Source organism: Ignavibacteriales bacterium (genome assembly GCA_026390775.1).
In the GTDB taxonomy this organism is placed as follows: Bacteria; Bacteroidota; Ignavibacteria; order Ignavibacteriales; family Melioribacteraceae; genus Fen-1258.
The window spans coordinates 62,509-85,392 of sequence record JAPLFF010000008.1 but is presented as its reverse complement, the minus strand read 5'-3'; the positions used below and the strand labels follow the sequence as shown (position 1 = coordinate 85,392).

18 protein-coding genes are annotated in these 22,884 nt (G+C 35.9%); 16 read left to right on the top strand and 2 right to left on the bottom strand.

Features of this window, described 5'->3' with window-relative positions; all coding sequences use genetic code 11:
- Window positions 1-31 precede the first annotated feature (31 nt).
- The 7 genes from NTZ27_12985 to NTZ27_12955 all read left to right on the top strand — a co-directional run bounded on the left by NTZ27_12985 (window position 32) and on the right by NTZ27_12955 (window position 10,369).
- Window positions 32-1,441, top strand: a complete 1,410-nt coding sequence (locus tag NTZ27_12985; GenBank protein MCX6175661.1) for an FAD binding domain-containing protein — start codon at window positions 32-34, stop codon at window positions 1,439-1,441.
- Entirely contained in the window at window positions 1,438-3,714 is a 2,277-nt protein-coding gene (locus tag NTZ27_12980) for a molybdopterin-dependent oxidoreductase (GenBank protein MCX6175660.1), read from the top strand. Before NTZ27_12985 ends, NTZ27_12980 begins: the two co-directional genes overlap by 4 nt.
- Window positions 3,711-5,177, top strand: coding sequence for a pyridoxal-phosphate dependent enzyme (locus tag NTZ27_12975; GenBank protein ID MCX6175659.1), 1,467 nt, complete (start codon window positions 3,711-3,713; stop codon window positions 5,175-5,177). Before NTZ27_12980 ends, NTZ27_12975 begins: the two co-directional genes overlap by 4 nt.
- Before the next feature lie 18 nt (window positions 5,178-5,195).
- On the top strand, window positions 5,196-6,527 hold the full coding sequence (locus NTZ27_12970) for an amidohydrolase family protein (GenBank protein MCX6175658.1): 1,332 nt from the start codon (window positions 5,196-5,198) through the stop codon (window positions 6,525-6,527).
- Between the two features lie 124 nt (window positions 6,528-6,651).
- Window positions 6,652-9,033, top strand: coding sequence for a xanthine dehydrogenase family protein molybdopterin-binding subunit (locus NTZ27_12965; GenBank protein ID MCX6175657.1), 2,382 nt, complete (start codon window positions 6,652-6,654; stop codon window positions 9,031-9,033).
- Entirely contained in the window at window positions 9,033-9,902 is an 870-nt protein-coding gene (locus NTZ27_12960) for an FAD binding domain-containing protein (protein ID MCX6175656.1), read from the top strand. The genes NTZ27_12965 and NTZ27_12960 overlap by 1 nt, the downstream gene beginning before the upstream one ends.
- On the top strand, window positions 9,899-10,369 hold the full coding sequence (locus NTZ27_12955) for a (2Fe-2S)-binding protein (protein MCX6175655.1): 471 nt from the start codon (window positions 9,899-9,901) through the stop codon (window positions 10,367-10,369). The genes NTZ27_12960 and NTZ27_12955 overlap by 4 nt, the downstream gene beginning before the upstream one ends.
- 6 nt (window positions 10,370-10,375) lie before the next feature.
- On the opposite strand, the gene ygfK is transcribed toward NTZ27_12955, so the two are convergent.
- Window positions 10,376-13,495 carry a putative selenate reductase subunit YgfK gene (gene ygfK, locus NTZ27_12950; GenBank protein ID MCX6175654.1) on the bottom strand — a complete coding sequence of 1,040 codons (3,120 nt, stop codon included), beginning with the start codon at window positions 13,493-13,495 and terminating at the stop codon, window positions 10,376-10,378.
- Between the two features lie 108 nt (window positions 13,496-13,603).
- Here ygfK and NTZ27_12945 point away from each other — a divergent pair, with 108 nt between their 5' ends.
- The 4 genes from NTZ27_12945 (at window position 13,604) to NTZ27_12930 (ending at window position 17,783) form a co-directional block, all read left to right on the top strand.
- Window positions 13,604-14,803 carry a YgeY family selenium metabolism-linked hydrolase gene (locus NTZ27_12945; GenBank protein ID MCX6175653.1) on the top strand — a complete coding sequence of 400 codons (1,200 nt, stop codon included), beginning with the start codon at window positions 13,604-13,606 and terminating at the stop codon, window positions 14,801-14,803.
- 25 nt (window positions 14,804-14,828) lie between these two features.
- On the top strand, window positions 14,829-15,839 hold the full coding sequence (locus NTZ27_12940; protein MCX6175652.1) for a hypothetical protein: 1,011 nt from the start codon (window positions 14,829-14,831) through the stop codon (window positions 15,837-15,839).
- Window positions 15,840-15,918: 79 nt separating this feature from the next.
- On the top strand, window positions 15,919-17,184 hold the full coding sequence (locus NTZ27_12935; protein MCX6175651.1) for a pyridoxal-phosphate dependent enzyme: 1,266 nt from the start codon (window positions 15,919-15,921) through the stop codon (window positions 17,182-17,184).
- On the top strand, window positions 17,181-17,783 hold the full coding sequence (locus NTZ27_12930) for a nucleotidyltransferase family protein (GenBank protein MCX6175650.1): 603 nt from the start codon (window positions 17,181-17,183) through the stop codon (window positions 17,781-17,783). Before NTZ27_12935 ends, NTZ27_12930 begins: the two co-directional genes overlap by 4 nt.
- Here NTZ27_12930 and rlmN read toward each other — a convergent pair.
- On the bottom strand, window positions 17,770-18,834 hold the full coding sequence (gene rlmN, locus NTZ27_12925) for a 23S rRNA (adenine(2503)-C(2))-methyltransferase RlmN (protein MCX6175649.1): 1,065 nt from the start codon (window positions 18,832-18,834) through the stop codon (window positions 17,770-17,772). The genes NTZ27_12930 and rlmN overlap by 14 nt on opposite strands.
- 165 nt (window positions 18,835-18,999) lie before the next feature.
- On the opposite strand from rlmN, the gene NTZ27_12920 reads away from it, so the two are divergent.
- From NTZ27_12920 to NTZ27_12900, 5 genes are read left to right on the top strand one after another with little or no spacing between them, the layout of a single operon-like run.
- Window positions 19,000-20,142: an acyl-CoA dehydrogenase gene (locus tag NTZ27_12920; protein MCX6175648.1), complete on the top strand. Its 1,143-nt coding sequence runs from the start codon at window positions 19,000-19,002 to the stop codon at window positions 20,140-20,142.
- Between the two features lie 44 nt (window positions 20,143-20,186).
- Window positions 20,187-20,660, top strand: a complete 474-nt coding sequence (yidD, locus tag NTZ27_12915) for a membrane protein insertion efficiency factor YidD (protein ID MCX6175647.1) — start codon at window positions 20,187-20,189, stop codon at window positions 20,658-20,660.
- Window positions 20,650-21,528, top strand: a complete 879-nt coding sequence (locus NTZ27_12910) for a hypothetical protein (protein ID MCX6175646.1) — start codon at window positions 20,650-20,652, stop codon at window positions 21,526-21,528. Before yidD ends, NTZ27_12910 begins: the two co-directional genes overlap by 11 nt.
- 1 nt (window position 21,529) lies before the next feature.
- Window positions 21,530-22,366: a hypothetical protein gene (locus NTZ27_12905; protein ID MCX6175645.1), complete on the top strand. Its 837-nt coding sequence runs from the start codon at window positions 21,530-21,532 to the stop codon at window positions 22,364-22,366.
- The gene (locus tag NTZ27_12900; GenBank protein ID MCX6175644.1) at window positions 22,363-22,788 is read left to right on the top strand and encodes an ACT domain-containing protein; all 426 of its coding nucleotides are present in this window, start codon (window positions 22,363-22,365) and stop codon (window positions 22,786-22,788) included. Before NTZ27_12905 ends, NTZ27_12900 begins: the two co-directional genes overlap by 4 nt.
- Window positions 22,789-22,884 lie beyond the last annotated feature (96 nt).

The following is a 22,884-nucleotide window of genomic DNA, read 5'->3' as shown; positions in this document are numbered from 1 at the left end:
CATAAGTGGATATTATTCCACTGAGGTTAAAATGATCAAATTTATTCTTAATGATCTTAATATTACTACTGATCTTCCCCCCACAACAGTTCTTCTCGATTTTATAAGAAAAGAAAAAATGTTAACGGGAACGAAAGAAGGATGCCGGGAAGGTGATTGCGGCGCGTGTACAATTCTTCTTGGTGAATTAGTTAAAGGAACTGTCAAACACAAATCTGTTAATTCATGCTTGATGCCGTTAGGGGATGCCAATGGTAAACATGTTGTAACTGTTGAAGGAATTAATCAGAAAGATCTTTCACCAGTTCAAGCGGCGATGGTTGATGACGGCGGAACACAATGCGGGTTTTGTACTCCGGGCTTTGTTGTTTCTATGACCGGATATTTTTTGAACAACTCTAATCTTAATCCCGATGATGCAATAGAATCACTTGGTGGAAATATTTGCCGATGTACCGGTTACGCTGGGATTAAGCGTGCGGCCTCCGATTCAATTTCTATATTTGAAAATGGAAGATCAGATGACAGAAATCATATTGAAAACTTGATTGCATTAAAATTTATTCCTAATTATTTCCAGGATATAAAAAAACGCCTTGAGAAAATTTCTGTAGATAATAAATCAATTGATAAAAATTCAAATATTGTTATTTCAGGCGGAACAGATCTTTATGTTCAGAGGTGGGAAAGTTTAGTCCGCAGTAAAGGTAGTTTAATATCACAGTATAAAAAGCTTACCGGAATTTCTCAAACAGGGAAACAAATTAATATTGGTTCGGCAACAACTATCGAAGAGTTAAAATCATCAAAACTATTTCAAAAATATTTTCCTCAATGGAACAGCTATTTAAGTCTCTTCGGCTCTCTCTCGATTCGTAATCGAGCAACAATCGGCGGAAATATTGTTAATGCATCTCCAATAGGTGATATGGTCAATATTTTTCTTGCACTCAACTCAACTGTTCACTTGAATGATGGAAAGAAGAAAAGATCAATTCTTCTTAAAAATTTTTACAAAGGTTATAAATCATTAGAAAAGAAAAAAAATGAAATTGTTGAAAAATTATCTTTTCAGATTCCTTCAAAGAATTCATTCTTTAATTTCGAAAAAATTTCTAAACGAACTTATCTTGATATTGCAAGCGTAAATTCATCAATCTATATAGAATTAAAACTCGGAAAAATAACAACGATTCATATTTCAGTAGGAGGAGTAGCCCCAATTCCGTTATATCTTAACAATACTTGTAACTATTTAAGAAACAAATCGATTGATACTGAAACAATAAAAAAGGCTGCAGCAATTTCTGCAAGCGAAATTTTGCCAATCAGTGATGCACGTGGTTCTGCTGAGTATAAAAGATTATTGCTGCATCAATTATTTTGCGCACATTTTATTAAATTATTTCCGCAACTCGTGGATTCGGAGAAATTGCTTTGAGAAACGTAGACTCAATAAAACACGTCCGGGGTGAATCTCTTTTTGTTGATGATATTGTGTCTCCGCAAGGGACTTTGTACGGCTATGTTTTTTATTCTCCTATAGCACATGGGAAAATATTAAGCCTTGGTTTCGAAGAAGCATTACATGTACAAGGTGTAAAAGGAATTATTTCTGCAAAAGATATCCCGGGTGAAAATCAGATTGGAGGCATTGTTCAAGATGAGGATCTATTTGCGGAGGACACGGCTCACTTTATTGGTCATCCAATAGCTTTGGTAATTGCAGAAACTTTTCTTCAAGCACATGATGCTGCAAAAAAGATTAAATGTGAATTCGAAAAACTTCCTGCAGTGTTTGATCCTCGCGAAGCTGCAGCAAAAGGTGAACTGATAATTCCACCAAGAATTTTTGAACTTGGCAATATTAATAAGGCTTGGAAAAAATGTGATTACATTTTCGAAGGAGTTGTTGAGAGTGGGGGGCAAGAGCATCTTTATCTTGAAACACAAGGTTCACTCGCATTTCCCATGGAAGGCGGAGGAATAAAAATAATTTCATCAACACAGGGACCAACATCAGTTCAGCGTACGGCTTCACGTGTCCTTGGATTACCTATGCACAAAATTGAAGTAGATGTTACAAGACTAGGCGGAGGATTTGGCGGTAAAGAAGATCAAGCAACTGCGTGGGCTGTTATGGCAGCTTTAGCCGCTTTGAAATTAAATAAACCGGTTAAAATAATTTTACCTCGGCAAGAAGATATTAGAATTACAGGAAAACGACATCCTTACTCTTCTGATTTTAAAATCGGGCTGGATAAAAAAGGAAAAATTCTTGCTTACGAAGTAACTTTTTATCAGAACGCAGGCGCAGCAGCAGATCTTTCACCTGCAATTTTAGACCGTACACTTTTTCACTGTACAAATTCCTATTTCATTCCAAATGTAAAAGCTACTGCATTAAGCTGTAAAACCAATCTTACTCCGTTTACTGCATTCAGAGGATTCGGCGGACCACAGGGAATGTTTGTGATTGAATCTGCTATATACAAAGCAGCGAATGAACTTGGAATAGATCCTTCAGAGATTCAGAAGAAAAATCTATTAATAGAAGGAAATGAATTTCCGTACGGACAGAAAACATTGAATTGCAATATTGGAAAATGTTTTGCTGGAGTAGAAGATAAATATAAACCAAAAGAAGTTTTTGAAAGAATTATTGAATTCAATTCAAAAAATAAATTGATGAAAAAAGGTGCGGCAATTATACCTGTCACTTTCGGAATTTCTTTCACTACAACATTTTTGAATCAGGCTTCTGCACTGCTTCACATCTACACGGATGGAAGCGTAGGCATTAATACTGCCGCTATCGAAATGGGACAAGGAGTTAATGAAAAACTAAGAATGATTGCCGCAAATGAACTCTCGATCAACATTGATAGAATTCACATTGATTCAACAAACACTTCACGTGTTTCAAACAGTTCTGCTACCGCAGCAAGCAAAGGTACAGATCTAAATGGTTTTGCAGTTATAGATGCTTGCAAGATTTTAATAAGTCGTCTAAAGAAAGTCGCCACCGATGAACTAAAAGTGAAAAGATCTTCCCGTATACTTCTTAAAGATGAAATTATTTTTTATAAGAACAATAAAACCGAACTGAATTTTATAAAACTTGTAAGCATAGCATACAGAAAACGAATTAGTTTAACTGCTCAAGCACATCATTCAACGCCAAATATTTATTTCGACACTAAAATAAATAAAGGTGAACCGTTCGCTTATCATTCATACGGTGTTGCAATTGTTGAAGTAACGTTGGATTGTTTAAGAGGTATTTATGAAGTTGATTCGGTTAAAGTGGTTCATGATTTCGGTGATACGATTAACAAGACAATAGATTTGGGTCAGGCCGAAGGAGGAATCGTACAAGGAATCGGTTGGATGACTATGGAAGAATTGAAATGGAACAGTGAAGGAAAACTATTGACGGATGCGCTATCAACATATAAAATACCTGATATACATGCTGTTCCGAAAGAAATGAAAATTCATTTTCTGGAAAATGTATCTAATCCATTCGGACCGAATAATTCCAAGGCAATCGGTGAACCGCCATTAATGTATGGTATTGGCGTTTATTTTGCATTGATGAATGCAATGAGAGCATTCAAACCAAATCTTGAAATGAATTTCTCAGCGCCGCTTACACCGGAAAAAGTTTTGCTTACATTATACAATACACCAAAACATCAGGAGAAAGGATGAACAATTGGTCATGGCAAATTGAAAATAAAGAATTTCTAAAAAAGACGATTGAACGATGTAAGAAACAAAAAATAATTCTTCCGAAATTCAGCGAAATGAAAAATCCGGAAACCATTCCTCAAAAAATTCAAGATAAGCTTCCTAAAGTCGGAATGCAGGATACAGATCCGTTAAATTTATTTCGTATCAATTGGCAGAACGATTCTACAACAGGAAAAATCGGCGGAATAAATTTTTTAGAAATACCGCAAGCGATCACAGGAATTAAAGCACGTATCATTGGTCTGGTCGGTAAATTCTTCCCCACCGGCGCACACAAAGTCGGTGCTTCGTACGGTTGTCTTGTTCCTTATTTGATAACAGGAAGATTTAATCCTGAATATCATAAAGCTGTTTGGCCCTCAACGGGAAATTACTGCCGTGGCGGAGTTTTTAATTCGCGTTTGTTATCAGTTCACGGTGTTGCAATTCTTCCCGAAGAGATGAGTAAAGAAAGATTTAGCTGGCTTAAAAATATGGGCGCCGAAATTTATGCAACCCCAGGCTGCGAAAGTAATGTAAAAGAAATTTATGATAAATGTCATGAGTTAGAAAGTAAGAGTGATGAATATGTAATCTTCAACCAGTTCGATCAATTTGGAAATACAATCTGGCATTACACTGTTACCGGTTCAACAATCGAAAAACTTTTTAATCAAATTAAAAAAGAAAATCAAAGAGTAAGCGGATATGTAAGTGCAACTGGATCTGCAGGGACGATTGGTGCAGGCGATTATCTGCGTGAAAAATTTCCATTACTAAAAGTATTAGCCGCTGAAGCATTGCAGTGCCCAACACTTTTGATGAATGGCTACGGTGCGCATAGGATTGAAGGGATTGGCGATAAACATATACCATGGATTCACAATGTTAAAAACACAGACGCTGTATGCGCAATTGATGATGAAGATCCGTTAAGAATTTTAAGATTGTTCAATGAACCGGAAGGGAAAAGATGGTTGATAGCTAATGGTGTGAAGGATGATGTTATTGAAAAACTTTCCTGGCTTGGAATTTCTTCGGTCAGCAATATGCTTAGTTCAATTAAGCTTGCAAAGTATTACGAGATGAACGAGAACGATGTCATTTTTACGATCTTCACCGATTCAAAAGAAATGTACAACTCACGTTTGGAAGAAATGAATCAAGAATGGGGAAAATATTCCGAGCATCAAAGTGAAGTTGATTGGACTTCAGTGATCAAGAAACAAACGATTGACTATTTCAGTGAATTGAACTATTACGATAAGAAACGGATTCACAATCTAAAATATTTTACATGGGTAGAACAGCAGGGTAAATCAGTTGAAGAACTAAACGCTCAATGGTATGATGAAAATTATTGGGAGGAAAAATTTGCCATTGTTCCTGTGTGGGATAAACTAATTGATGATTTTAACAAACAAGTTGGATTAACAGAATAGAATCTTATTGGATAAAAAATGAAAACAAAAAATCTAACAATCGAAAATGCTTGGATTTGTACAATTGTAGAAAACGAGATAATTCCATTCTTTGGCGACATAATAATAAGCGGTGGAAAGATCTCTAAAATTCGTCCTAAATATTTTCATATTTATATGAAAAATCCCGATAAGGTTAATAAGGATTCTTTCAATGCATATGGAAGAGTAGTAACAATTCCATTAGTAAACTTCCATGATCACATTTATTCCCGACTTGCTAAAGGTTTACCGCTTAAAGGCAAGTTTGATAATTTTCAGAACGTTCTAAAAAATCTTTGGTGGAAACTTGACCGCGTGCTTGACATGGAAATGATAATTGCTTCAGCACAAATGGCTGCGATTGAATCAATCCGCAGCGGTGTAACATATATTTTTGATCATCACTCATCACAAAACGAAATTGCAGGAAGTTTGAAAACAATAAAAAATGTATTAAATGATTTTAAATTACGTGGTGTACTTTGTTTCGAAAGTACAGATAGAAACGGTCTCAACAATGCATTAAGAGGATTATCAGAGAACAAAGAGTTTTACTCGTTTCAAATGAACGATGATTTCCATGCCATGCTGGGATTACATGCATCGTTTACACTTTCGGATGATCTTCTGCTAGAGTCAAAAATGCTTATGAAATCTGATTGGGGAATTCATATTCATGTCGCAGAAGATGAAAGTGATAATAGATTAAGCGTTGAATACACCGGCTCATTACCTGTCAGCCGCTTGAAAAAATTCAAGCTGATGAATGATAAAAGTATTTTGGTACATGGCGTTCATCTAAAGGAAAGAGATTATGACAAGATCAGTGAAGCAGAAAGCGCAATTGCGTTTTGTCTCGACTCCAACATGAATAATTCTGTCGGTGTTCCGAATTTCAGCAAGATTCCCAAAAGTATTCCGCTATTAGCCGGAACAGACGGTATGCACTCAAACATTTCCCGTTCACTTAAACAAATGTTCTTAACTTTTAGAGATCAAGGCATCAACGGAGATCAAGCGACAGCACTTATAAAAAGAATTTATTTCGATCAAATTGGGTTTGCTAAAAAATATTTCCCGGATTTCTCAACTCTCAATGAAAACGAACGTGCTGATCTAATCGTTTGGGATTATGTTCCACCAACACCAATGACTAAAGAAAATTTCTGGGGACATTTTATTTTTGGTATGTTGGAATTTCCGATTCATACTGTATTACAGAATGGAAATTTTTTGATGAAGGATTTTCAGCTAATTGGTGTTGATGAGAACAAAATTAAAAATGAGATTTACATTCAAGGCGAAAGGTTGTATCATCAAATAAAATGATAATGTCATTCTGAAGAAGCCTGCCTGCCGGTAGGCAGGTGTAACGACTGAAGGATCTCAAAATTATAAGTAAGAGATTCTTCGCACAGACTTTGTCTGTACTCAGAATGACTGGATAGAATAAATGAAAAAAAATTTTTCTGTTGTAGGCAAACCAATAGTTCGTGAAGATGGATTCGATAAAATAACCGGTCGTGCTAAGTTTGCCGATGATTATAAATTTGATGGAATGCTTCATGCGGTAATGCTTAGGATTCCTGAGACTCACGCCAAGATTAATTCGATTGATTATTCAGAAATTGAAAACGATAACTCAGTTAACTCAATAATTACATCTGCAGATATTTCGGGTGAGAAGAAAGTTGGTATGATTAAAAACGATCAACCGATTTTCTGCGATGAAGTAGTTGTAACACCGGGAGATGTTCTTGCAATGCTAGTCGGCGAAGATGAAGCTCAACTTCGTTCGCTTTTATCAAAAATAAAAGTTGATTTCACACCACTTCCGGCTTTAACAGATCCAAGAAAATCACTTGATCCGGATGCAATTTTAATTCATCCGGAATTAGGAAGTAATCTTATAGTTCATCATCCTCTACGCAAAGGAAATATCGAAAAAGGATTTGCTGAGAGCGATCACATACTTGAACAAACTTATACAACACAATTAATTGAACATGCTTACATAGAACCTGAAGCTGTTATTGCTATACCGCTTGGTGTGAATGGGGTAAAAATTATTGGCAGTATTCAAAATCCTTTTAGTGCGAGAAGAATTATTGCGGCTGTTGTAAATCTTCCGTTAGACAAAGTGCAAGTAATTCAAGCGCAACTCGGAGGGTCGTTCGGCGGAAAGGATGATACAATGTGCATTCTTTCTTCACGCGCCGCCGTTGCAGCTATAAAAACAAATCGTCCGGTGAAAATTCGTTACACAAGAGAAGAATCAATCCTCGAATCGTATAAACGTCATCCATACATTTTAAATTATAAAGTTGGATTTACAAACTCCGGTAAGATAAAAGTTATGAAGATAGATATTCTTGCAGACGGCGGAGCTTACTGCTCAATGAGTCCGTTTGTAACTTGGCGTTCTGTTGTTCAAGCAACCGGACCTTATGAAATCGAACATGTTCATACTGATGTGCGCGCTGTTTACACGAATAATCCATACACCGGTGCAATGCGGGGTTTCGGTTCGCCTCAACCGATCTTTGCTAATGAATCGTTGATGGATGAGATTGCACTTAAGCTGGGAATTACTCCAAACGAAGTAAGAAAAATAAATGGATTGAAAGCCGGGTCAATAACTGCAACTGGACAAAAACTTCAAAACCATGATGTAAATCTTTTAACAGTTTTGGATACCGCAACTAAGGAAACTGATTTTCAAAACAAATGGAAGAAATACAAAAAAGAAAAACCGATATTAAAAAAATATGATTTCACAAAACCTGTTTTCAATAATTCGCAATTCATTGAACCAGATCAACTTATTAAAAAAGGAATTGGTCTTGCGGTAAGCTACCGAGGTTGTTCACTTGGTGCAGAAGGCATTGATGCTGCAGCTTGCTATCTCTCAATTCAAAATGATGGAACCGCATATTTACTTTCCGGACTTGCGGAGAACGGGCAAGGATTAAGAACAACATTTTCTATAATTGTTGCAGAAGAATTAGGAATTACGACTGACAATATATTTTATCTTGAGACAGATACATCACGTGTACCGGATAGCGGACCAACGGTTGCATCGCGTGCAACATTGATGGGCGGAGGCGCCGTTAAAAATGCAGCAGAAATTTTACGCGGGCGACTTGAAGAATTAATTCGTGAAGAATGGAAATTAAAAACAGAAGATGAAATTGTTTTTAGTGATAATAAAGTATTCTCAATTCTCAATTCTCAACTCGCAACTTTTCCTGATCTTTGCAGACTTGCATCGTCGTGTGGAGTAAATCTTTCGACAATCGGTTGGTATAAAAGTCCAAACGTTGATTGGGATGAACATACAGGACAAGGAGACGCTTACTTTACTTATGTGTACGGATGTCAGGTTGCAGAAGTGAATGTTAACCTCGGAACGGGCGAAGTCTATCTTGATAAGATCACAGCGGTGCACGATCCAGGAACAGTAATAAATAAACTTAGTGCAGAAGGACAAGTTTACGGCGGTGTTACACAAGGCGCGGGTTATGGAATGCTAGAGGAAGTAACAATAGATAATGGATTAATCCGTGAATTAAATTTTGATCAGTATTTAATTCTAACGGCAAAAGATATTGGAAAAATAAAACCAATCTTTGTTGAAGGAAAAGAGATTTACGGACCATGGGGAGCTAAGTCTTTAGGTGAACCAACTTTGGAATTAACAGCGGCTGCAATTTCAAATGCAGTTAGTAATGCTCTCGGAAAAAGATTTTTTAATTTACCACTGAACTTAGAGGAAATTTTATTAGGTAAAAAGCTAAGGCCGGTTGAAGTGAAAAGAGGAAGTTTGCAGTGATGCCATCAATCGAAATATTGATTCCAAAAAATTTGAACGAGGTACTCAGCATTCTTTCAAATTATGACAAAGATTTAAGAATTATTGCAGGCGGAACGGATGTAGTTACCGGACTGAAACAAGAATCGAATCGTTTTGTTAATACGGAAGTTTTAGTTGATATTAATCATGTTGCAGAAGTTAAAGGAATTGAACAAAGGAATGGGAAAATATCTATCGGTGCGGCTTCAACATTTACGGAGATTTATACAAACCAAATAGTTTCCAAAGAGTTACAGATTCTAAAAAAAGCTGTTGCTACAATCGGCAGTTTGCAAATAAGAAACCGCGCTACGATAGCGGGAAATTTTGTAAACAACGCACCGTGTGCCGATACTGTTCCAGCTCTATTGATCTACAACGCTACAATAGAAATTGAATCAATCCATTCTAAACGGGAAATATCACTACAAGAATTTTTGCAAGGTCCTTACAAAACACAATTAAAGAAAGATGAAATTGTAATCCGCATAAATATTCCGGTTCCGCCAAAAACTTTTGTAGGAGATTTTTATAAACTAGGAAGACGCCAGGCTGTAGCTATCAGCAGAATTACACTTGCTGTTTTGATGGAGTTGAACGAGAACAAAATAAATGAAATAAGAATTGCTTCCGGCGCTGCAACTCCAATAGGAACTCGTTTCCAGGAATTAGAAAAATTTGCTGCCGGTAAAGAAGTAAAGAACGATTTTTTAAAATTGCTTGCAAGCAAGCTAGCAGAAGAGATAATTAAATTAACAGGATTACGTTGGTCAAGTGAATATAAATTACCGGTTGTCCAGCAAATGTTTTATCAAATGCTTAATCGAATGACGAAAAGAATAAAATGATCAGTTTGAAATTCATACTTAACGGAAAACAAGTTACAGTAGAGACTGAACCGAGTATCCGTTTGCTCGATCTACTCAGAGATAAATTAAATCTAACCGGAACAAAGGAAGGATGCGGAGTTGGAGAGTGCGGTGCATGTACTGTATTATTGAATAGAAAAGCGGTTAATTCATGTCTGATTCTTGCTGCACAAATTGAAGGAAGTGAGATCGTTACAATTGAAGGAATTGCAAACGGTAATGAATTACATCCGATTCAAAAAAATTTCTTAAAGTATGGTGCAGTACAATGCGGATTCTGTTCACCGGCAATGGTTTTATCGGCTTATGCTTTGCTTGAAGAAAATCAAAATCCTACCGAAGAAGAAATCAAAGATGCAATTGCGGGTAACTTGTGCAGATGTACCGGGTACAAACAAATAATTGAAGCAATCAGTGAAAGCGCAAAAGAATTAACGGCTCACTAATTATTCTCAAATTAGAAAAGAATAATCCTTCCGAAATATTTTAATTAATTGAATTAGTTCGTTTCGAGTACTGATTGTTGTTTGAACAACTTCTCCGTGATTATCAAAAAGAATCGTTCCAGTCTCAGATCTCAATCTTATATTTACTGTCGTTAGATTTTTATTCTCATCAAAGTAAAAACCTTCGTTAGTGCTTTGAGTATAATCATTTTTACTCTTAAAAAATGTGAACTTCTCTTTATATGGTGCACCTTGGTAAGGGCAAAAAGTTTCGCAGTTGCCGCACTCGTTGCATAGTTGATCAAGATGGATAATCTGATATTGATCTTTAAAGGAATCTGAATTCGATATTATTGCAACATTGGCACGGTTCGGGCAGACCTCAACGCATTTATTGCAGATAAAATTGCATCCTAAACACCTTCCGGCTTCAATAATAAAATTTGTATTAGATTGATTTGCAATTTCACCCTTTCTTTTTCTTATGTCTTCAAAAAGTTGTTGATCATTGACAAAATAATTTTTAGCAGAGTACTGCCCGACCTTAACATTTTCTTTCTTAATGATTGCTTCTGCCGCTTTCTTTCCATCTGCAATTGATTCTACTACGGTAGATGGTCCTCTCAGCGCATCACCGCCAATGAAAACATTTTCTATCATCGTCTCATTAGACTCGGTAACTTTCACTCTGTTATTTTCTAATAGAATTTTATTTTTTGTCAAAAATTCCGTATCAACGTTTTCACCGATTGCAGAGATTACGGAATCAATTTTAATTTCTTCATACTCGCCATCAATCGGCAATACATTTTTTCTTCCATCAGATCCAGTCTCGCTCAGTTTCATTTTCTGACAAACTAGAAGTCCGTTGTTAAATCTGATAGGAAGCAGCAGTTCTCTAAACTCAACTCCATCTTTAAGTGCAGCAAAAAATTCTTCTTTATCTGCCGGCATTTGTTCTTTTGTTCTACGGTAGATCAGGTAAACTTTTTTAACTCCTTTATAACGAGTTGCAGCACGTGCGCTATCCATTGCCGAATTACCGCCGCCAATAACAGCAACACTTTTGCCGGGCTTTATAAATTGATCATTGTGATAATCTTTCAAGAATTCAATCGCATCAAAAATATTTCCATTATCACCATCAATCTTAATTTTGTTTGATGTCTCAGCTCCGATTGCTATGTAGATATATTTATATCCTTCTTTTTTCAGTTTATCAACTGAGAAATTTGGATTAAAACCAAAAACAAATCTGATTCCATGTTTTTCGATAAACTCAATATCTTTTTCTATTGCTTCTTTTGGCAAACGGAATCTTGGTAATACATTTTGAACTATACCGCCGGCATTCATTTCTTTTTCGAAAATTGTTACATTAAATCCGGCTTTGGCTAAAAAATATGCGGCAGATAAGCCAGATGGTCCCGCTCCAATAACTGCAACTTTTATTTTATTCTGATTAAATGAAAGATCATTCTTGAATTTTTTTATGTATAAATCAAAACCATTAAGAGCTGCTTCCTTCTTAAGATCACGAATCAACACCGGCTCATCATAATCCCAACGTGTGCAATGGAACATGCATTGATGGTCGCAAATGTAACCTGTTATGTGAGGTAACGGATTTTTTGAAATGATCAACTCGTATGCTTCTTCGTATCGTTTTTGTTCAACTAATTTAATATACGATGCAACATCTTGATGTATCGGACATGCTTCTTGACATGGAGCGATGTAACAATCAAAAACCGGAAGAGTTTTAGGAATCTTTATAGAATTAATTTCACGTTTCTCTTTAGAATAGTTTTTATCTGATAGAGATGCTTCTGCTAAAATTTTCAGGTGAGCAGTATTTTTTTTAAAACTATGTTCGAACTTTGATGAATTCTTTTCGACCGTTTCTGCAATTTGTGAAAGACGTAAATATCCGCCGGGTTTCAATAATTCTGTAGCAAAAGTAACCGGTCTTATTCCGGTTTCTAATATTTCTTTTATGTTATTGATATTGGCTCCGCCAGAATAAGAAATATTTATTTCACCATTGAATTCGTTAGCTAATTTGTATGCAAGATTTATTGTAAGCGGGTAAAGCGATCTGCCTGACATATACATATCATCGCCAGGTAATGCTTTAATTGTATTTTTCACTCCAAGCGTGTTGGAAAGTTTAATCCCGAAAGTTTTATTGTATGCAGAAGCAAACGATCTTAATCTATTAATCATAGGAATAGCATCTTGATATTGAATGTCGTGATCGAAAGAATTCTTGTCAAGATGGATATATTTATATCCGAGTTTATGCAGAGTATCATTTACAAAATCATATCCTAAAAGAGTCGGATTTAATTTTACGTAAGTGTGTAATCCTTTTTCCTGGATAAGATATTTTGCAATAGCTTCAATTTCATGAGGAGGGCAGCCGTGCATTGTTGAAAGTGTAACCGAATTAGATATATGTGGTGAAATGTTTTCTATGTTCAGAATGATTTCATCACGTTTGTTACTAGTAATTCCAAATCTGGTCTCAAGCAATTTGAATACATCAGTACTGTTTAGCTGATCTATTAAAACTGATTTGTACTTAGTGAATAATTCATTCTTAGATGCATCCTTTAGTTCTTCAATGAATCTATCCATTCGTTGAGTTTTGATTCCATCAAGGTCATAACCAACACTCATATTGAAAACAAATCCTCTTTTGGATTTCGAGAGCCCGAACAGAACTTTTATCAAATGAATTAGAAACCAGGCTTTAACATATTCATCATACGATTCATCAAGCTTCAGTTCTTGCGACCACTCAACATTATAACCTTCATCTGTTGCATCAATGCACGGCTTATCAATCTTTAAGTCGTCCAGCTTTTGAACTGTCTTGAGTTCAAAAAATCTGCCTCCGGTTAAGTATGCGCAGATTATATTTTGAGTTAGTTGAGTATGCGGACCGGCAGCAGGACCGATCGGAGTTTCAAGACATTCATCAAATATCTTGTCATTCCCCTTTTCTTTAACATAATAAAATTTTGAAGATGGAATCCCGAAGATGGATTTCTGGTTAACGTACTCTTGAAATATCCAGTCCAATAAATTTTGGAAAGGAATCGGCTGCATTTTATCTGACATGAAATTTCCAGTTTTTTTTCTTGAACATTATAAATATAAGGTATACCGGTATTAAGTGTTTAGACAATTTTGTAATTTTGTTAGTCATAAAACTGAATTGGAATAAGCATGAAAGAAAAATTATTTAGTGCAGTTGAAGCTGAGAAAGAAAATTTATTTTCTCTTATTCAAAAATTAATTCAAATTAAAAGCTACAGCGGTGAAGAAAAAGAAATTGTTGAGTTCATTGTTTCTAAGATGAAAGAATACGGATTTGACGATGCGTTTCATGACGGGTTTGGAAATGCGGTGGGAAGAATCGGCAACGGACCAATAAAAATTATGTTTGACGCACACGTTGACACAGTGAAAGTTACCGATACTGAAACTTGGGCGCATCCGCCATTTGCCGGAGAAATCGTAAACGGAAAAATGTACGGACGCGGAGTTGTTGATGAGAAGCCCGCTATGGCTGGATTTATGATCGCGGGAAAAGTTTTGAAAGCGGTTTACGGAAATGATTTTCCATTCACTCTTTATGTTGTCGGTTCAGTGCTTGAAGAAGATGCAGACGGTTATCCGCTTTATCATATAATCGCCAATGAAGGAATCAAACCGGATTATGTTTTACTTGGCGAACCGACCGATCTAAAAGTTTACCTCGGACAACGCGGAAGAATGGAATTGAAAATTACTGCAACGGGAAAATCTGCACACGGCGCACATAATCAAAAAGGAATTAATGCGATCTATAAAATGCAGCCGATAATTTCTGAAATAGAAAAACTTGATAAAAAATTAAAACCCAAACAACCACTTGGTAAGGGTTCAATAACTGTTAGCCAAGTTATTTCCAAAGCACCGTCAACTTGTTCGGTCTCGGATTATTGCCAGATTCATCTTGATAGAAGAATGACGATCGGAGAAAATAAAAATTCTGTTGTGAAAGAATTAAAAGCGATTATCAAAAAGCATAAGAGCGATGCAAAAATTTCCATTCCAAATGTTGAAGGAACAAGCTGGAAAGGAACGAAGTTTTCACAAGAGGCATATTTCCCTACGTGGGTTTATGATGAGAAACATCCGTTAGTTGATGCTGCAATGAAAACTTCTAAGGAAGCAATCGGAAAAGCGAAGAGCGGTGTATGGAGTTTCTCTACTAACGGAGTTGCAACTGCCGGACATTTTGGAATTCCGACAATCGGTTTTGCGCCGGGTAAAGAAGAACTTTCTCACTCATCGAAAGAAGAACTTGTATTGAATGATTTGCTGAAGGCAACAAAGTTTTATTCGCTCTTTCCGTTTGAGTTAATAGAGAGAATTAAGTAACTGAATATTTCTTATTGGAGGAATAATGGAAACTCGTTTCAGAGGAAGACATTTTATAACTGAAGACAACTGGGCAAAAGAAGAACTCGATATAGTTTTTGACACGGCGTTTGATTTGAAAAAGAAATTCTATGCGGAAGAACCCACACTCTGGCTGCCATATAAAACATTGTTCATGATGTTCTTTGAGCAATCAACACGCACGCGTAACTCTATGGAAGCCGGGATGACACAGCTTGGCGGACACGCGCATGATCTCACTCCAGATAAAATGCAGATCACTCACGGCGAAGTTGCAAAAGACACAGCAATAATTCTTAGCCGCATGGGACACGGGATCGCATGCCGTAATTGTTTCTACGGAATCGGCAATAAGTATTTAAATGAACTTGCGGCTAACTCAAGAAAACCTGTCATGTCGTTGCAAGATGATGTTTATCATCCATTCCAAGGACTTGCAGATTTGATGACGATCTTCGAGCATCTTGGTAGAAACACAAAAAATTTGAAAGTAACAGTTAGTTGGGCATACGCAACAACGCACTCAAAACCGCTGAGCGTTCCGCAAACACAAATTCTTCTTTTCCCGCGTTACGGAATTGATGTAACGGTCGCTCATCCAAAAGAATTTCCTCTTAGTAAAAATATTGTTGAGAAAGCTCAGAAGAATGCAAAAGAAGGCGGAGGAAGTTTACGCTTTACAAATAATATGGATGAAGCATTTGAAGGCGCACAGATTGTAATTCCAAAAAATTGGGGCGGCTTTGGATTTTATGATGAAGAATTTTATCTCTCGCATGAAGATCAATGCAAAAAAGAAATGAAAAGTAATCTTGAGAAACATAAAGACTGGATCTGCAACGACAAGAGAATTAAACTTGCAGATAAAAATGTAAAATTGATGCACGCACTTCCGGCAGATAGAAATAATGAAGTAACTGATGAGATTCTCGATGATCCGAAAATTTCAATCGTTTTTGATGAAGCAGAAAATCGTTTGCATACAGCAAAAGCAATCATGGGACTAACAATGTGACGTAGTCACTCTGAGCGAAGCGAAGAGTCTCTATTACTTAGAATGAGATCCTTCGTTGCTTCGCTCCTCAGGATTAAAAATGAAAAATTATATCTACAAATGTTTCGACTGCGGAAAGACTTACAGCAAAGATGAGATAGAAAAAAATCTGATCTATCTCTGTCCATCTTGCGGCATGATTGAAAAGAACCAACCGTTGCGTGGGGTTCTTTTAGTTGAATATGATTATGCATCAATTAAAAAGAAATACAAGAAAAAGGAATTCCTAAATCTGCAGCCGGGAAGATTTTGGCAATATAATTTATTATGGCCGCTGGATTTGAAAAATCCCTCAATCGCTGAGCTACTTCGGAATGACATAGAGAGATTATCCCTTCCGTCAAATTGTATATTAAAATATTCTTTCAAAGGGAATAATTTTTTTGTCCTTGATGACACACGTAATCCTACTTTGTCATTTAAGGACCGTGCTTCCAGTTTGGTTGCTCTCAAAGCAAAAGAGCTTGGTATAAAAGAGATTGCCGCAGCTTCAACCGGGAATGCGGGTTCTTCATTAGCGGGAATCTGCGCACGGCTCGGATTGAAATCAATGATCTTTGTACCGAAACTTATTCCGGAAGCAAAACGGATTCAGATCCAATCATACGGAGCTGAAATTTATTTAGTTGACGGCGACTATGATCTAGCATTCGATACTTGTTTGGAAATCTCTTCAGAGAAAAAATTATACAATAGAAACACCGGCTATAATCCGCTTACTGTCGAAGGTAAAAAATCTGCAGCATTTGATATTTTTATGACAACCAAAGGTAAAATGCCGGACCTAATTTTTGTTCCTACCGGTGACGGTGTTGTATTAAGCGGATTGTATAAAGGATTATGGGAATTGAAAGAGCTTGGCTGGATTAAAGAACTTCCAAAATTAATGGCTGTTCAAGCTGAAGGAAGTAATGCCGTAGTCAGATATATGAAGGATCAAAAGTTCGAATACATGCCTGCTAAAAGTATTGCCGATTCAATTTCTGCCGGTGCGCCAAGATGTTTATACATGACTTATGACTCAATTGTAAAAACTAAAGGCGAAGCGATTCAAGTGAGCGACAATGAAATTCTTGAAGCACAAAAATTTGTCGCACAGAATTATGGAATTTTAATTGAACCGTCTTCTTCATCAACATTTGCTGCATACAAAAAATACATCTCACAAAATAAACTGCATGATCAGACTGCTCTGCTTCTTTTTACCGGAAATGGATTGAAGGATACTTCTGCTCTAAAGAGTTGGAATTCTAACATCGAACCGAGCTCACCAAAATATTTAAAAGAAAAATTATTAAACAAATGAGTAAGCCGATCATAAACGGGTTGCTAATCTCAGCCGGATTATCCGGAAGAATGGGACAATTCAAACCGTTAATGCTTTACAAGGATAAATCATTTGTTGTAACAATAGTTGAAAAACTTTTAACAGTTTGCGAAAGAGTTGTTGTTGTGACGGGATTCAAGAGCGATGAAGTCAAATCAGTTTGCAGTTTGCAGTTTGCAGATAGAGTTGAATGTGTTTTCAATCCTGACTATGAGTGTGGTATGCTCACTTCACTTCAAGCCGGACTGGCGAAATTAAAAGATTCGGATTGGATCATATATCATTTTGTAGATCAGCCGTTTCATGAAGAAAAATTTTATTGTGAACTAATTTCCAAAATCGATGATAATTATGATTGGATACAGCCATGTTATAACGGAAAAGAAGGTCATCCGGTTTTATTTAAGAAAAATATATTCGAAAAAATTTTAACAGCAGATTCTTCTTCTTCACTTCGATTGATTAGAGACGATGGAAATACGAAGACAAAAAAATGGGAGTGTGGTTACTCCCAAATTTTAAAAGATTTTGATACACCCGAAGATATGCAAAATTTTTTCCTCCCTAATTTATTTTAACTGCCAACTGTCCGCATGCCGCCGCTATATCATCGCCCTGTGTTTCGCGGATCATAACTGTGATATTGTTATTGCGGAGGCTATCTGCAAATTGATGTATCTCTATTGACGGTGTGGGTTCAAGTTTGGAAGAAATACCTTCCGGGGCCATATGTTTTATACTGTTGAAAGGAATGATATTAATTTTTGACGGAATAGAACTGCAAATTTTAGTAAGCGCTTTTATATCTTCGTAACGGTCGTTGATATCTTTCAGCATTGTGTATTCAAAAGTGATTCGTGTTTTTGTTTTCTTTGCATAATATTTTAGAGCTTCAAGATTTTCTTTGAGAGAATATTTTTTATTTATGGGCATTATCATACTTCTAATATCTTCAAATCCGGAATGAAGTGAGAGAGCAAGTTTAACACGAACACTGCGATCGGCAAGATCTTTTATTCTTGGTGCTATGCCAGCAGTCGAAATCGTAATGCGCAATCTGCTCAATCCTTTTGTAAGCTCGTGTGTAAAAATTTCTACCGACTTTAATGTTGTTTCGTAATTAAGAAGAGGTTCACCCATCCCCATATAAACGATATTGGTAATATTTTTTTTACCATGTTCTTTAGCTGTTAGAAGATATTGATCCACAACTTCGCCAACAGAAAGGTTTCTTTTATAACCCATTAGTCCTGTTGCGCAAAATTTACAATCAAGCGGGCAGCCGACTTGAGTGGAGATACAAAGTGTATTTCTTTCTTTTTCTGGAATTACGACCGATTCGATCTTCCGTTCATCATGTGTTGCAAACAAATATTTTTTTGTTCCGGTTGATGGTGAATTTTGAGTAGTTACTAAGTTTAGAGTTTGCAGTTTGCAGGTTGCAGTAAGTTTTTGTCTAAGCTCTTTTGAAATATTCCCCATTTCGGAAAAATCAGTAGCAAGATGATTATACATCCAATTAAAGACTTGTTTGCCTCTGAACTTTGGTTCGCCGATTGAAACGAAATACTCTTCAAGTTCCGGAAGTGTTAGTCCTTTAAGTTGTATTTTCTTGTTATTGATATTCATTGAAACAAATATAGAGATCAAGATGGAAAGTGACAAAGATAGAAGTTACTGAGTGCCTCAGTTCCTTAGTGCCTTAGTATTAGAATGAGGATTTGATATTTGAAATCCTTTCAGTAGTTTTAAAATGTAAACAACTAATAAAAATTAGATTAATAAGAGGAAAGGATGAACTTCGAATTCACAGAAGAACAATTGATGATCCAGCAGACAGCTCGAGAGTTTGCAGAATCTGAAATAGCTCCAACTTCAGTTGAGCGGGATAAAGAATCTAAATTCCCTGCTGAATTGGTAAAGAAACTTGGCGAACTTGGATTTATGGGAATGATGGTAGATCTAAAATATGATGGTGCCGGACTTGATACCGTTAGTTATGTTTTAGCAATGATTGAGATTTCAAAAGTTGATGCAAGTCTGGGAGTAATAATGTCCGTAAACAATTCATTAGTTTGTTACGGATTGGAAAAGTGGGGAAGCGATCTTATAAAAGAAAAATATTTAAAACCACTTGCACGCGGAGAAAAACTTGGGGCATTTGCATTATCAGAACCTGAAGCCGGAAGTGATGCAACTAAGCAAAACACATATGCACATAAGGAAGGTAATCATTGGGTTATTAACGGAATGAAGAATTGGATTACCAATGGATCTTCCGCTGATTATTATTTAGTTGTTACTCAAACAGATAAAGAAAAAGCTCATCACGGAATTACAACATTTCTGGTAGAAAAAGGAACGCCGGGTTTTGGGCACGGAGTTAAAGAAGATAAACTTGGTATTAGAAGCAGCGATACTTGTTCGTTAACTTTTGAAAACTGCAAAGTTCCGGAAGAAAATATTATTTGGGAAGTCGGCAAAGGATTTAACTTTGCAATGAATACTTTGAACGGCGGAAGAATTGGAATTGCATCCCAAGCTGTTGGAATTGCTGAAGGATGTCTTGATGCCGCTACTAAATATGCAAAAACCCGCAAAGCTTTTGGAACTGAAATTTCTAACCATCAGGCAATTCAATTTAAGCTTGCAGATATGTCAACGAAAGTTGAAGCGGCAAAACTTTTAACTCTTCAAGCTGCAGCATTAAAAGATGCCGATAAGAAATATGTTAAAGAATCGGCAATGGCTAAATTGTATTCCTCAAAAATTGCAGTGGAATGTGCACTTGAAGCAATTCAAATCCACGGTGGTTATGGTTACGTTAGAGAATATTTAGTTGAAAGATATTTACGCGATGCGAAGATCACGGAAATTTACGAAGGTACTTCGGAGATTCAGAGAATTATAATTGCGAGAGAATTGTTGAAAGATTGATCATTGGTGCCTAAGTGCCTGAGTGATTATTTTTTAGGAATAATGTGAAAAGATTCAAAGTTGGAAAAGCATTAAGCATTTGTATTTATTTATTCTTATTCAGTTCTACATATAATCTTAATGCACAAACTGATTGGGTAAAGTGGGAAGGTAAAGAAACTTTTTACGAACTTCTTGCCACTCATCATCATGATTATACAGTTGATAAATCTAGTTTGGGAATGACATTGCTTTCGGTTATGCGAGACACATATTACTTTTTTATATCTGATTTGGATGGCGATAATTGTCCTTTCGAACCATCGTGCTCAGCATTTTTTCTTCAGTCAGTTAAAGAAACAAGTATTTTTAAAGGAACGTTGATGTTCGCAGACCGTTTTACACGGGACTTAAATTTTTTTAAAGGAATGAATCATTACCTGTTGCTTTCATCTAATAAATTTTTTGACCCTGCTTATAACTATACACTTTATTCTAAAAAAATAAAATTCTATTCTGGCCGTGATATTGAGAACTAAAATTGCCTATCGTTTTTTAATTACAGTATTATTATTTATTGTCCCACTAACTACTCACAACTGTCAATTGTCAGCTAACAATCGAAATTTTTTCTCTCCACACAATAGACTGCAATTTGGAAACTATCTTTATAAGGATAAAGATTATTTACGAGCTGCAGATGAATTCAAAGTTTATTTGAAGAGTGTATACAATGATACAATAGTATTCAGATTAGCCAATAGCTATTTTAAAATTGGACGTTATACTGAAGCGGCAGATAATTTTAAGGGATTATTTTTCGGTTCGCAATTATCTGAAGAAGCCCGATTGTTATTTTATGAAACTATCTTTTTTCAGAAGGATTATAAATTATTTCGTGAGCTTGCGGAAGAAAAGAATTTTAATTCTTCACAGTACGGAAAAGATATTGAGCGATTAAAATACACATCATACTTTCTTGATACTTCAATTCTGCCGGATGAAAATGTTGTATTAAAAAATTTTCCCGACTCGGTTCAGTCTCAACTGATAAATTTTTATCAACAGAAGAAATATCCACAGCACAAAAGCCCTACAACCGCTGTAATTTTGTCTGCGTTAATACCCGGAGCCGGTAAAATATATACCGGAGAAGTTGGTGATGGGGTAACTTCATTAATTGTAACTGCATTAACAACATATCTGGCAGTTGCAAATTTCAATGCTGATCATCAATTCAGAGGATGGTTGTTTAGCGGACTGGCAGCTTTTTTCTATGCCGGGAATATTTACGGCTCAGCTGCATCGGCGCAAATTTATAATGCAAGAATTCAATTCAATTTTGATAAGGAAGTAAAACTATTTTTCGAACAAAGAAATTATTTTTTACCCAAGGTTGATTACTAATATGAAAATCCGGGTTACAATAATATTCTTTCTATCAACATTTTTATTTACAGTAAAAGCACAAGATCATTTGTCAATTCAGTTTGATTATGCTAATAATCTATTTAACAGCAAACAATACTACGATGCAATTACTGAGTATAAACGTCTTCAATTTTTCGATTCAACTAAAACATTCAATTACGAATCAAATTATAAAATTGGAGAATGTTACAAAGCCGGGGCTAAATATGATGAAGAGATAAAATATTTTTCTTTTGCAGAGCTCAGTGCTCGTAACGATGATGAATATTGCGATTCAAAAACACAAATTATCCGAACGAATATTTTAAGAAGAACAACCGACCGAGCGCTGCAACTTTGTGATGAACTTGAAAAAGATCAACGATTTAGTGAAAAGAGCGATCAAATCAATTATTGGAGAGGATGGACTTATATCTTTGCGGATAATTGGGAAGCTGCCGCCAAATCTTTTGCTAAAATTAATTCCAACCATGAATTAAAAATACTTGCTGAGCGAACGGACAAAGCTAAAGTTTCTGTAACATTTGCAAAGGTAATTTCATATATTTTGCCTGGTGCGGGAGCAATTTATAGCGGCAAATTCTTATCCGGATTAATGTCATTAGGTTGGAATTTACTTTCCGGGTATTGGACGGTCAGTTCATTCATAGAAGATCGAGTGTTTGACGGAGTTGTAGTAGCAGAATTAGTTTGGCTTCGTTTCTATAGAGGAGCCATTCAAAACGCGGAAGAATTTGCACTCGAGAAAAATTTAGAAATCTCAAATAAATCTTTGCGTTATCTTCAGAACGAATATAAGGGTGTCAAACCGTGAAGTTTTCAGAAGAAGAAGTAAGAAAAATTACATTTGAAGCAATTAGTGAATTAGGAGATAAAGCTACTCCGGAAGCAGTAAAAGAATTGGTACGTAGACGAGTTGAATCAATGGGCGGCGATTACAAATTTGATAAAAGTGATGTCTCATCAGGTCGTGTAATTTTAACATCATTTGGTTTGAATCATCCCGGCATAGTGGCGGGTGTAACTAAAGCACTTGGTGATGCAAATTGTGATATTCAAGATCTTAGTCAAAAAATTCTCGGCGATTTTTTTACAATGATTATGGTAATTGATATTTCCACTTCGCAAAAAGATTTAAAAGAAATTCAAGAAGAGATGAATAAAATTGCTGAATTGCTGAAAATAAAAATTTATTTGCAGCACGAGGATGTTTTCCGTTTTATGCACAGAATATGATTATCAAAAGTGAAATGTCAAACGTCAAACGAATAAATCTTTTAACGTTTCACTTTTCACGTCTTAAATTTCACGATTACAAATAGGATTTGCAAA